This window comes from Achromobacter sp. ES-001, from assembly GCF_019448355.1.
In the GTDB taxonomy this organism is placed as follows: domain Bacteria; phylum Pseudomonadota; class Gammaproteobacteria; order Burkholderiales; family Burkholderiaceae_B; genus Achromobacter; species Achromobacter spanius_B.
The window spans coordinates 4,986,980-4,998,841 of sequence record NZ_CP079940.1 but is presented as its reverse complement, the minus strand read 5'-3'; the positions used below and the strand labels follow the sequence as shown (position 1 = coordinate 4,998,841).

14 protein-coding genes are annotated in these 11,862 nt (G+C 66.8%); 10 read left to right on the top strand and 4 right to left on the bottom strand.

The window, feature by feature from the left end:
• Positions 1–77 precede the first annotated feature (77 nt).
• Positions 78–1,052: a LysR family transcriptional regulator gene (locus KYT87_RS22735; protein ID WP_046804391.1), complete on the top strand. Its 975-nt coding sequence runs from the start codon at positions 78–80 to the stop codon at positions 1,050–1,052.
• On the opposite strand, the gene phnN is transcribed toward KYT87_RS22735, so the two are convergent.
• The 4 genes from phnN to phnF form a co-directional block, all read right to left on the bottom strand.
• Positions 1,049–1,639, bottom strand: a complete 591-nt coding sequence (phnN, locus tag KYT87_RS22730) for a phosphonate metabolism protein/1,5-bisphosphokinase (PRPP-forming) PhnN (protein WP_219990899.1) — start codon at positions 1,637–1,639, stop codon at positions 1,049–1,051. The two genes, KYT87_RS22735 and phnN, sit on opposite strands and share 4 nt — an antisense overlap.
• The gene (locus tag KYT87_RS22725) at positions 1,636–2,379 is read right to left on the bottom strand and encodes a DUF1045 domain-containing protein (RefSeq protein ID WP_219990898.1); all 744 of its coding nucleotides are present in this window, start codon (positions 2,377–2,379) and stop codon (positions 1,636–1,638) included. The genes phnN and KYT87_RS22725 overlap by 4 nt, the downstream gene beginning before the upstream one ends.
• Before the next feature lie 2 nt (positions 2,380–2,381).
• Entirely contained in the window at positions 2,382–3,575 is a 1,194-nt protein-coding gene (locus KYT87_RS22720; RefSeq protein WP_219990897.1) for an alpha-D-ribose 1-methylphosphonate 5-triphosphate diphosphatase, read from the bottom strand.
• Between the two features lie 93 nt (positions 3,576–3,668).
• On the bottom strand, positions 3,669–4,391 hold the full coding sequence (phnF, locus tag KYT87_RS22715; protein WP_104144585.1) for a phosphonate metabolism transcriptional regulator PhnF: 723 nt from the start codon (positions 4,389–4,391) through the stop codon (positions 3,669–3,671).
• 195 nt (positions 4,392–4,586) lie between these two features.
• Between phnF and phnG the strand changes: the two genes are divergently transcribed.
• From phnG to KYT87_RS22670, 9 genes are all read left to right on the top strand, one after another.
• Complete coding sequence (gene phnG, locus KYT87_RS22710) at positions 4,587–5,057, top strand: phosphonate C-P lyase system protein PhnG (RefSeq protein WP_219990896.1); 471 nt, start codon at positions 4,587–4,589, stop codon at positions 5,055–5,057.
• A gap of 166 nt (positions 5,058–5,223) precedes the next feature.
• Positions 5,224–5,862 (top strand): phosphonate C-P lyase system protein PhnH, encoded by a 639-nt coding sequence (gene phnH / locus KYT87_RS22705; protein WP_219992751.1) that lies wholly within the window; start codon positions 5,224–5,226, stop codon positions 5,860–5,862.
• 1 nt (position 5,863) lies between these two features.
• Complete coding sequence (locus KYT87_RS22700; protein ID WP_046804398.1) at positions 5,864–6,979, top strand: carbon-phosphorus lyase complex subunit PhnI; 1,116 nt, start codon at positions 5,864–5,866, stop codon at positions 6,977–6,979.
• A gap of 41 nt (positions 6,980–7,020) precedes the next feature.
• The gene (locus KYT87_RS22695) at positions 7,021–7,941 is read left to right on the top strand and encodes an alpha-D-ribose 1-methylphosphonate 5-phosphate C-P-lyase PhnJ (RefSeq protein ID WP_046804492.1); all 921 of its coding nucleotides are present in this window, start codon (positions 7,021–7,023) and stop codon (positions 7,939–7,941) included.
• Positions 7,938–8,714, top strand: coding sequence for a phosphonate C-P lyase system protein PhnK (gene phnK / locus KYT87_RS22690; RefSeq protein ID WP_046804399.1), 777 nt, complete (start codon positions 7,938–7,940; stop codon positions 8,712–8,714). The genes KYT87_RS22695 and phnK overlap by 4 nt, the downstream gene beginning before the upstream one ends.
• Positions 8,715–8,716: 2 nt before the next feature.
• Positions 8,717–9,457, top strand: a complete 741-nt coding sequence (phnL, locus tag KYT87_RS22685) for a phosphonate C-P lyase system protein PhnL (protein ID WP_219990895.1) — start codon at positions 8,717–8,719, stop codon at positions 9,455–9,457.
• On the top strand, positions 9,439–10,638 hold the full coding sequence (locus KYT87_RS22680; protein WP_219990894.1) for an alpha-D-ribose 1-methylphosphonate 5-triphosphate diphosphatase: 1,200 nt from the start codon (positions 9,439–9,441) through the stop codon (positions 10,636–10,638). Before phnL ends, KYT87_RS22680 begins: the two co-directional genes overlap by 19 nt.
• A 25-nt stretch (positions 10,639–10,663) precedes the next feature.
• Complete coding sequence (locus tag KYT87_RS22675) at positions 10,664–11,206, top strand: MOSC domain-containing protein (RefSeq protein WP_104144580.1); 543 nt, start codon at positions 10,664–10,666, stop codon at positions 11,204–11,206.
• Between the two features lie 125 nt (positions 11,207–11,331).
• Positions 11,332–11,766 (top strand): hypothetical protein, encoded by a 435-nt coding sequence (locus tag KYT87_RS22670; protein WP_219990893.1) that lies wholly within the window; start codon positions 11,332–11,334, stop codon positions 11,764–11,766.
• Positions 11,767–11,862: the final 96 nt, after the last annotated feature.

The following is an 11,862-nucleotide window of genomic DNA, read 5'->3' as shown; positions in this document are numbered from 1 at the left end:
GGTCGTGAAATAACTGGAATCATCTTTATGGGCATGATTCAATAACCGTCCGGTTATAGAGCGCCACCGAGTACCGCATGAGCTGGGACCCCACCCGACTGTCCAATCGCCTGAAGCACCGTCATCTGGCCCTGCTGGCCAACATTGCCCGGCATGGGTCCCTGACTCGTGTGGCGGCGGCTACCGGCATCAGCCAGCCCGCCGTCACCAAGGCGCTGGCCGAACTTGAAGATATTTTCGGCGGGCCGCTGTTTCTGCGCAGCGGTCGTGGCCTGTTGCCCACGCCGCTGGGCAACCTGGCGCTGGTGCGCGCGCGCCACCTGCAAAGCGACCTGGACCTATGGGCGCGCGAAGTCCAGGCGCTGCATGCCGGCCATTCCGCGCACCTGAACGTGGGCGTGGTGCCCTACGTGTCCAGCGCCTTGCTGACCGCCGCCATCAGCCGCCTGCATCAGCGTTATGGCGTCACGTTGACCCTGCATCGCGCGACCACGGACCACCTGGTGCCCATGCTGCGCCGCCACGAGCTGGATTGCATCATCAGCCGGGCCACGTCCACCGTGGCGCTGGACGACCTGATGCACAAGGTCCTGTACCGCCAGCGGCCGCGCCTGATCGCCCATAGCAGGCTGGCGCAACGGCTGGCGCGGCGCAAGCCGGATTGGGCCGCTGTCGCCGCCATGGATTGGGTGCTGCCCGCCGCGAACACCCCCACGCGGCAATTGATCGTTGAACACTTCATCCGCGCGGGATTGCGGCCGCCGTCCCCCGTGCTGGAAGCCTATTCAACGGATGTCATCGAAGGCATGTTGACGATGAACGAAACGCTGATATCGGTGGTGCCGGAAGACATCGCGCGCGAGCTTTGCCAGCGCGGAAAGCTGGGCATGCCGCCCTGGGACTTCGGGTGGGAACTGCCGCCCATCAACCTGATCCGACGCAAACGCGATCAGGTGCTGGCGGCCGAGGAACGGTTTTCGGAGATCCTGCTGGACCTGTGCGGCGACGCGGGCGCGTCCATTGGTACGGGGGCGGCCCCGGCCCCGGCCTAAACGGCGATGGTTCGCCGCACGATGTCCAGCAACTCGGCGGCCGCCACATCCGGGTCGGCATCGTTGCTGACGCGCCGTATCACGCACTGCGCCGGCACCGCGTAGTCCCGCGACGCGCGCGCCAGCCGTTGTGCGATCTGCTCGCCGCTTTCACGGCCCCGGCCCGCCAGCCGCTGCGCAAGCAGCGCCGGGGCAACGGTCAGCGCTACCGCCGTCAACGCGGGATAGCGCGCGTGCGCGATGGGCAGGTGCGCGCGCGAACCGTTCACGATCACCACCGCGCCACACGCCAGCCAGGTGTCGATTTCGATGCCGATGCCGTATTGCAGCCCGTGGCTGGCCCAACGCATCGCAAAGCAACCCAAGGCCGCGCGGCGGTCGAATTCGTCAGGCGTCAAAGACAGCGCGTCTTCCGTGGCGCCGCTGTCGCGCGTGATGTAGCGGTGCGCCACCAGCACGGGTTCATGCGCGTGCAATTGGGCGCGCACACGACGCAGCAGCGTGTCCTTGCCGCTGCCCGATGCGCCCATCAAGTAGATCAGCCGCGCGCCGCAAGCCGGCGGCGGAACCGGTGCGGGCCCGGTCATGGCGCGGGGGCGCCTTGCAAGGCCTGCACGCCGATGGCGTCTGTTTGCGCGCCGTCGAAATGGTAGTGGCGCGCGGCGACGAAATCCGCACCCGGCTCCGGCTGCACGAACAGGCTGACGCCAGACACGGGCATGGCCTGCCCGCGCAACGGCTCGGCAAAGGCGGCCACGCTGTGTTGCGCCGCGGCCAGCGCGTCGCCTTCCAACTTGCCGGTCAGCGTGATGTGGAACGTGTACGTATCGAAGACATAGGGGTAGCCCCAGCGCGCCAACATGGCTTGCTGCGCGGGCGTCAACGCAGTGGCCTGGCGCCTTGCCAGTTCGTCGGCGGTGGGGGGCGCACGCAGGGCGTCAAGATCGCGCACGGCCGCGTCCGCCAAGGCCTGGATGCGGCTGTGGCCATCGGCATCCGCCTGCGCGATGCGCCAGGCCAGGAAGCCGCGCAGCGTGGCGCATTCCAACATGACGCTAAAAGGCGCGAAACCGCGCGCAAGCGTGCGAGCCGCGTCGTCCAGCGCCTGCGGGGTCGCGCCCGATGCCAGGCGAAAGGGCGGCTTCAGCGTGGCATGCAGGCCGTAATGGCGTGGCGCGGCAGTCCAGTCGCGCGCGGCGGATGGCATGCCCGGCAGAGGCGGCAGCGCCGCGCCCGTGTCGGCGCAGCGTCCCAGCCAGCGGCTGCCAACATCGCGCCAGGGTTTGGCGGGCGACAGGTACAGGGCGTAGCGATGCGCAAGCGCCATGGTCAGGCCGCCATGCGTTGGCTGTGATCGTCGCCGAAGACCCGCGTGGCATAGCGCAGTTCGCCGCCGACTATGGCGGCCACCACGCGCGGCAGTCCCGGCAGATGGTCGTCCACCACGATGGCGTCGGCGATCAGGCCTGGCGCCAAGGCGCCCCGGTCTTTCAGGCCGGCGGCGCGCGCGGGGTTCATCGACACCAGGTTCCAGGCCTGCGCCAGGGGCAACACGCCGTCCTGCACCAGCCGCATCACGGCGGCCAGCGGCGCGGGGTAGTAGTAGTCGGACGTCAGCACGTCGCACAGCCCGGCCTGGATCATCTGGGTGGCGCCCGGCGCGCCCGTATGGCTGCCGCCGCGCACGACGTTGGGCGCGCCGAAGACCACGGCGTTGCCCAGGTCGCGGGCGACGCAGGCGGCTTCGCGGGTCAGCGGAAATTCGGCTACGCCGCAACCCAGCTGGTGGTAGTAGCGGCGCGTGGCGGCGTCGGGGTCGTCGTGCGAGGCCACCTTCAGGCCCGCGGCCTGCGCGCACAGCGCCAGGTCACGCATGGCGTCCGCCACGGAATCCGCCGCCGACATCGCGGCGCGGATGCGTTGCTGGAAGGTGTCCAGATCGCACTGCGCGCGGTCTGCGTACTGCATCAGCTTGCGTTCATCGCCAAGACGGCGCGCCATGCTGGGCAGGTGATCGTTCAACGCCAGAAAGCGCACCCGGCCATCGCGAATCCACTGCTGCGCCAGGTCCACGCCGCCGATGTGGTGGGTTTCAAAACGCAGGTGCACATAATGCCGTGCGCCCATCATCGGCTTCATGCGCTCCAGCGCGTCGAACATGCGTTCGGCATAGGCTTCGCCGCGCAGGCCGCCTTCCCAGGACAGGGTCACGCCATGGAATTCGGTGGTGATGCCGTTGGCCAGCAACTGGCGGTCGACATCGAACAACGCGCTGTCATACGGAAAGGTGACACTGGGGCGCGGCATGATGGCGCGTTCAAACGCGTCGCCGTGCAAGTCCACGATGCCGGGCAGCACCAGCAGGCCGCCGGCGTCGAACCACGGCGCGCCGCGCGCGGGGGCGCTTGCGCCGTCGTCGATCAGTCCGCCTTGAAAGCGCAGGCTGGCCTGTTCAACGCCGCGCGGCGTCAGGATGCGTTGGCCTGTGACACCGGCCAGGGGCGAGGGGGCGTGTGAGTTCATTGCGCCAAGTTATCGGTCTAGCATGACAGCCAGATGTCTAGATGATTGATATTGCATTTTCAGCGTCGGTGCGCGGCACGGCGAGCCGGCCGATCAGCTGTCGTCCGCCACCATCAGCTGCACCAGGTCGCCGACAAAGCGGGTGATGCTGTATTGCAACGGCGCGCCGTCCTGGTCCACGTTCAGGGCTTCCACTTGCAGGATGGGCCGCGTTTTCGGCTGGCCCAGCAAGCGCGCGGTTTCGGGCGTGGGCAGTGTGGCGGTAATGCGCGACCACTTGCGCGTGTAGTCGCCAATGCCGTAGTGGCCATACACCTTCGATACCGAGCGCAGCGCGGTCAGCCGGTCGGCAAAATCGGGAAAGCGCTTTTCGTCGAAGTAGTGTTCAGAGGTACTGATGGTTCGGTTTTCGGCCTTGCCAACAATCTGCACGCGCAACAGCGGCGCCGTGCGAGCCAGGCCCAGGTGCTTGGCGATATCGGCGGCGCGCAGCGTCTGACTGCCCAGCGCTTCCTGGTGGCCCAGCACGCCCTGGCTACGCAGGTTTTCGGAAAAGCGCGTGCGCTTGCCGATGGCGTAATCAATGGCGTGTTCCTGCACGAACGTGCCGCGGCCCTGTTCGATGCGCACCAGCCCGCTTTGCTCAAGCTCGCCCATGGCGCGGCGGATGGTGTGCCGGTTGACCGAAAACTTGGCGGCCAGTTCGGGCTCGGACGGCAGCTGTTCGCCCGCCATATAGAGCTTGTTGCGGATGTCGTCCGCCAGGGACTCGCCAATTTGCCGCCAGACGGCGATGCCGGAACCTCGTTCGACCATGGGGTGCGCTCTTGCTGTCACATCAGCTTCATGAAGAATGGCTGTGATTGTGCACCATGCGGCGGCGGCCGGGTAGGCGATGTGCAGCCGATGCATCGCCGCCGCAACTGTCATCAAAAATTCACGCCAGACTGTTGAACTTCAATTTGTCAGCGATCATACTTCATCCAGTCGTCTAGACGTGTAGAGGAAATAATGAATCACTCACAAGCAGGGCAGACCGCGGCGAACGCCAGGCGCGCCGCCTGGATGCGCGTGCTGTCGTTGGCCGACCCGGCCGCGCTGGAAGGCGCTTTCAGAGGGTTGGGCGGCGTACCCGCCCACCAGATGCTGCGGCCCGCGCAGACCGGCATGGCGATGGTGCGGGCGCGTAGCGGCGGCACCGGGGCGCGCTTCAACCTTGGCGAAATGACGGTGACACGTTGCGCCGTCACGCTGGCCGACGGCGTGGTGGGCATGGCCTATGTGCAGGGGCGCAGCGCCCGGCACGCCGAACAGGCCGCCGTGGCCGACGCGCTGCTGCAACTGCCCGAATGGCACGACACGGTGGATGCACAAGTGATCCAGCCGCTGGCGCGGGCGCATGCCGACAAGGTCGATGCCCAGGCCCGCGTGGCCGCGCAAACCAAGGTCGAATTCTTCACGATGGTGCGGGGCGAGGACTGACATGCCGACACAGACCATGCAGGCACAAAGCCTGCAAGCACAAAGCCTGCAAGCACAAAGCCTGCAAGCACAAAGCCTGCAAGCACAAAGCCTGCAAGCACAAAGCCTGCAAGCACACAGCCTGCAAGCACACAGCGCGCAAGCACAGGACCTGCAAGCCCAGGCGATGCCGATCCGCACCGACGCCGCGCCCGCCGCGCGGCGCGGCTTGTTGCCCGGGTTTGCCGACCCCGTCAACGATGCGCAAACCACCTTCCGCGCCGCGCTGCGCGCGTTGGCGCATCCCGGTCGCATCCAGCGGATCACCGCGCGCACCGGCGTGCCTGCCGGGCTTTCGATGGCGATGACGGCGTTGCTGCTGACGCTGGCGGACGGTGACACCCCGCTGTGGTTGCCGCCCGGTGTGGACGAGGACGTCGTGACGTTCCTGCGCTTTCACTGCGGATGCCCCTTCGTGCCGTCGCCGTCGCTGGCCCGCTTTGCCGCCGTGCCGTCCGGCCACGCCGCGCCCGCGCTGTCGGCCTGCCATGCGGGCGACCCGGCGTATCCCGACCTGTCCACCACGTTGCTGATCGACGTCGACGCGCTGGCCGACGACGGCGTCATGAACGCCGCGCATGACACCGTCAGCCTCGGCGGCCCCGGCATCCAGACCCGTCACACGCTGTCGGTAGCGGGCTTGCCCGACGGCTTTTGGCGCGAATGGCGCCTGAACCACCAACGTTTCCCGCTGGGCGTCGACGTGTTCCTGACGCAAGGCGAGCGGATCTGTGGATTGCCGCGCACCACGCGCGTGGAGAACTGACATGTACGTCGCCGTCAAAGGGGGCGAGCGCGCCATCCTGAATTCTTATCGCATGCTGGACGACTACCGCCGCGGCAACCGCGAGGTGCCCGAGCTAAGCCTGGACCAGATCCGCGAACAGATGCCGCTGGCCGTGTCTCGCGTGATGGCCGAGGGCTCGCTCTACGATCCGCAACTTGCCGCGCTGGCGCTCAAGCAAGCCGCCGGCGACCAGATCGAAGCCGTGTTCCTGCTGCGAGCCTATCGCACAACGCTGTCGCGGCTGGGCTATACGCAGCCGATCGACACCGGCGCCATGCGCCTGCAACGCCGCATTTCGTCCACGTTCAAGGACGTGCCCGGCGGGCAGATCCTGGGCCCCACCTACGACTACACGCAGCGCCTGCTGGACTTCACGCTGGCGGCCCAGCGCGAGGCCGACGCGCTGCCCCCGGGCGCTGACGCCCTGGACAGCGACATGCCGCGCGTGACGGACCTGCTGGCGCACGATGACCTGATCGACGCCGAACCCGTGCCCGAGGGCGACCCCGAGCCTTTCGACCTGACGCGCCAGCCGATGGAATTTCCGGCATCGCGCCCGGCACGCTTGCAAAACCTGGCACGCGCCGACGAAGGCTTTCTGTTGTCCATGGGCTATTCCACGCAGCGGGGCTATGGCAACACCCATCCCTTCGCCGCCGAGATCCGCTACGGCACGCTGGAAGTCGACATGATGGTGGAAGAGCTGGGCTTTGCCGTCACGGTGGGCGAAATCGAAATCACCGAATGCCAGATGGTCAGCCAGTTCGCCGGCAATGGCGAAGACGGCCCGAAGTTCACGCGCGGCTACGGCCTGACGTTCGGCTACGGCGAACGCCGGGCCATGTCGATGGCGCTGGTGGACCGCGCGCTAAAGGCGCAAGAGCTGGGCGAGCGCGCCGACTCGCCCGCCAACGATCACGAATTCGTGCTGTATCACAGCGACAACGTCGAGGCGTCCGGTTTTGTGCAGCACTTGAAGCTGCCGCACTACGTGGACTTCCAGGCCAACCTGGAACTGCTGCGCCGGCTGCGCGCCGACCGGCACGCGCCGCAACCCGCTTCCCGCGACCTGATGGACGAGGCTGTTTCGCAATGACCCCGAACACGAATGCAACGCTGAACAACAAGGCGGACGCGATGGCCAACGCCACGGTCCGCGCCATAGCCAACGATCCGGCCACCGCCTCGGCCGCCACGGTCCCGCGCGACGAGCACTACAACTTTGCCTACCTGGACGAATCCACCAAGCGCATGTTGCGCCGCGCCCTGCTCAAGGCCGTGGCGATCCCCGGCTACCAGGTGCCGTTCGGCAGCCGCGAAATGCCGCTGCCGTATGGCTGGGGCACGGGCGGCATCCAGGTAACGGCGGCCATCATCGGCACGGATGACGTGCTCAAGGTCATCGACCAGGGTTCGGACGACACGACCAACGCCATCAACATCCGCCGCTTCTTCGGCCGCGTCACGGGCGTGGCCACCACCACGTCCACGCCCGCGGCGACCATCGTGCAAAGCCGCCACCGCATCCCGGAAACCCCGCTGCGCGAAGGGCAAGTCATGGTGTTCCAGGTGCCCATCCCCGAGCCCCTGCGCTGGTTGGAACCCAGCGAAACCGAAACGCGCACCATGCACGCGCTGGCCGAGTACGGCGGCATGCACGTGAAGCTGTACGAAGACATCGCGCAACATGGCCACATCGCCACCACCTACGATTACCCCGTCATCGTGAACGACCGCTACATGATGCGGCCGTCACCCATCCCGAAGTTCGACAACCCCAAGCTGGACGGCAGCCCCGCGCTGATGCTGTTCGGCGCCGGCCGCGAAAAGCGCGTCTACGCCGTGCCGCCCTACACCTCGGTCAAGAGCCTGGACTTCGACGATCACCCGTTCACCGTGGAAACCTGGGCCGAATGCTGCGACCTGTGCGGCTCGCGGGACAGCTATCTGGACGAGATCATCCTGGACGACGCCGGCACACGCCGCTTTGTGTGTTCGGACACCGAATACTGCAATCACCGCCAAACGCAGCAACGCGACAACGAGGCCGCCGCATGAACGCGCATCCACTGCTTTCCGTGCGCAAGCTGACCCGCACGTGGGACGGCGTGCACGGCTGCCGCGACGTCAGCTTTGACCTGTATCCGGGCGAAGTGCTGTGCATCGTGGGGGAATCGGGCTCGGGCAAAAGCACCTTGCTGTCGGCCGTGTCGCACCAGACCGCGCCCGATGCAGGCAGCGTCTGGTACGACACGCGTGACCAGGGCTTCATCGACCTGGCCGGCCTGCAAGGCGCGCGGCTGCGATTGTTGTCGCGCACCGATTGGGGCTTCGTGCGGCAGAACGCCCGCGACGGGCTGCGCATGCAGGTCAGCGCGGGCGCCAATATCGCCGAGCGGCTGATGGCGGTGGGCGACCGGCACTACGGCGACCTGCGCGCCGTGGCGGGCAACTGGCTGCAAAAGATGGAGATCGACGTGGGCCGGCTGGACGATACGCCGGTGTCGTTTTCCGGCGGCATGCAGCAGCGTCTGCAAATCGCCCGCAACCTGGTGACGCACCCGCGCCTGGTGTTCATGGACGAACCCACGGCATCGCTGGACGTGTCCGTGCAGGCGCGGCTGCTGGACCTGCTGCGCCAACTGGTCACGGACCTGGGCCTGGCCGCCATCGTCGTCACGCATGACCTGGCGGTGGCGCGGCTGCTGGCGCATCGCACGCTGGTGATGCGCGGCGGCGTTGTGGTTGAAAGCGGGCTGACCGACCAGATTCTTGACGACCCTCAACACCCCTACACCCAGTTGCTGGTGTCTTCCATTTTGCAGAGCTGACCATGCATGCATCCTTACCCAAGATCGAAGTGCGGGGGCTGGTGAAACGGTTCACGCTGCACAACCAGGGCGGCATGCATCTGCCCGTGCTGGATGCCGTGGACATGACCGCCGCCGCCGGCGATTGCCTGGTGCTGGCCGGCCCGTCGGGCACCGGAAAAAGCACCTTGCTGCGTTGCCTGTATGGCAACTACCTGGCTACCGAAGGCAGCATCCGCGTGCGCGCCCATGATGAATGGGTCGAGCTGGTGGGCGCGCCCGAACAGCGCATCCTGGCGCTGCGCCGCGACGTCATCGGCTATGTCAGCCAGTTCCTGCGCGTCATTCCGCGGGTGTCCGCGCTGGACGTGGTGGCCGAGCCGCTGCGCGTGGCGGGCGTGGACGCCGCCGATGCGCGCGAGCAGGCCGGCGCCTTGCTGCAACGCTTGAATGTGCCGCCGCGTTTGTGGGGCCTGGCGCCCGCCACGTTTTCCGGCGGCGAGCAGCAGCGCGTCAACATCGCGCGCGGCTTTATTGCGCGCCATCCGATTCTGTTGCTGGACGAACCCACGGCGTCGTTGGATGCCGACAACCGCCGCGTGGTCATCGCGCTGATCCACGAAGCACTGGCGGCGGGCCGCTGCCTGCTGGGCATCTTTCACGACGCCGAAGTGCGCGACGCCGTTGCCACCCAAACCCTGGCGCTGCGCCCCGCGCCGCCCGCCTCGCTTGCCCTGGAGCCCTCATGCCAAGCTCATACCTGACCCATGCCCGCGTGATCATGCCCGACCGCGTGCTGGAGAACAGCGCGGTGCTGATCGATGACGGCCGCATCGTGGCCATCGAGCCGGACGGCGCGCGGGCGGACCGCGTGGTTGACCTGCAAGGCCAGACCTTGATGCCCGGCTTGATCGACCTGCATTGCGACGCCATCGAAAAGGAAGCGGAGCCTCGCTCGCGCGTGCTGTTTCCGTTCGATTTCGCGGTGGCGCAGGTCGACCGTCGCAACGCCGCCGCGGGCATCACCACGCCTTTTCATGCGCTGTCGTTCGCCAACAATGAATGGGGCGTGCGCAACAACCAGACGGCGGCGCAGGTGGTGCGCGCGGTGCATGCGTTCCGCCCGCACAGCCTGGTGGACAACCGCGTGCATTGCCGCTACGAAGTCACCGACCCAAGCTCGGTGGACGTGTTGCGCGCATTGATGGACGAAGGCGCGGTGGACCTGTTGTCGGTGATGGACCATTCGCCGGGGCAGGGGCAGTTCAAGACGCTGGAATCCTATCTGCAATACATGATGGGCAACCACGCCATGAGCCGCGAGCAGGCCGAAGAGGCGGCCCACGCCAAGACACGCGCCAAGGACGGGGCCGTGACGCGCGTGCAGGCATTGCTGGCGCACGCGCATGCGCTGGGCATCGCCACCGCCAGCCATGACGACGATTCCGTGCAGCGCATCGCCACGATGCGCAACCTGGGCGTGTCGATGAGCGAATTCCCCATCACGCTGGACACGGCGCGCGCGGCGGTCTCGTGCGGCCTGCCCACCATTCTTGGGGCGCCCAACGTGTTGCGCGGGCAAAGCCAGAGCGGGTCGATGCGCGCCATCGACGCCATCCGCGCGGGCGTGGCCAGCTGCCTGTGTTCGGACTACCAACCGTCCACGCTGATCGCCGCCGCATTCGCCGTGGCGGCGCAAACCGACCTGAGCTGGCCGCAAGCCATCGCGCTGGTCACGGCAAACCCGGCCGACGCCTGCGGGCTGTCCGATCGGGGCCGGATCGCGGTGGGCCAGCGGGCGGATCTGGTGGCAGTGGCACAAGTTGGCGCGCTGCCACTGATCAGTCACACCTGGTCGGCCGGCCGGCTGGTATTCTCCACGCACTACCTGCCGACGCGCACGCACGCGGCGGCGTCGCCCGAAGCGCAACGCGAGGCGGCATGACACCCTGTTTTTCCGGAGTACCGCGATGAATCCGATCGTGATTGCCGTGGCGCTAAGCGCAACGCATGCGTTCAGCAAGCCGGTCGTGCCGACCATCCTGCTGGTCAAGGGGCTGGGCGTCGAAGGCGACGCGCATCAGGGGGTGACCGTCAAGCATCGCTCGCGCGTGCGGGCCGACCCCACGCAGCCCAATCTGCGCCAGGTGCATCTGATTCAGGCGGAATTGCACGACGAGCTGCAACTGGCCGGCTTCAATGTGGCCGAAGGCACGATGGGCGAAAACATCACCACGCGCGGTATTGACCTGTTGGCGTTGCCGCGCGGGGCGCGACTGCGTATCGGCGAAGACGCAATCATCGAAATCACCGGCTTGCGCAATCCGTGCGTGCAACTGGACCAATATCAGAAAGGTCTGATGGCCGCCGTGCTGGGCCGCAATCCCGACGGCAGCCTGCAACGGCGCGCCGGCGTGATGGGGATTGTGATCGAGGGCGGGGCGGTCTGCCCGGGCGACAGTATCCGAACCGAGCTTCCCGCACTGCCGCATTTGGCACTGGAACGGGTGTAGCGTCAAAAACATCGCGGGCAGCCACAGACGGGTCGCCGCGCATCTGGTTAAATGGCGAAAGGCGTAACGGCCTGAGGCGCAGCCGATACTTTTTCGGCTCGCCATCCAATTTTCCGGAGCGCGCAATGGCACGATTCAATTTCACCCAAGACCCCGAAGAACCCGATCTGTGGGCGGCCGAAAACGTGCCTGCCGGCGATGGCCGGCCCCCCATTCACGTCATGATCCAGACGGATGGCGAAGAGCCCGACAGCGGCGCCTCCAAGGTGGTCAAGGGCATCATCGACAATCTTGACGAGCACATCCTGGCAGCGGCCGAGTTCCTGCTGGATAACTATTCGTACGAGCACTACAAAAAGCTGGGTCTGGAAGACGACCAGCTGCTGCAGGAAGAAACCGCCGACGCCATGGCCGAAAAAGCCGTGCTGCGCGCATTGTGGCTGTTCGACGAAGACGGCGACGGCTACGAACTGTGGTTCACGCTGCCGTGGGATCCGGTCCACACGTATGACGTCGAATTCGAAGACGGCGCGCCGGTGTCGTGCTCGGTCAACGACTAAGCAGTTGAAAACCCGGCCAGGCGCTGACAGTCCGATCAAGACTGAAAGCCTGACCCAGCACTGAAAGCCGGTTGCGCGCTCCGCCGATCCGCCCTC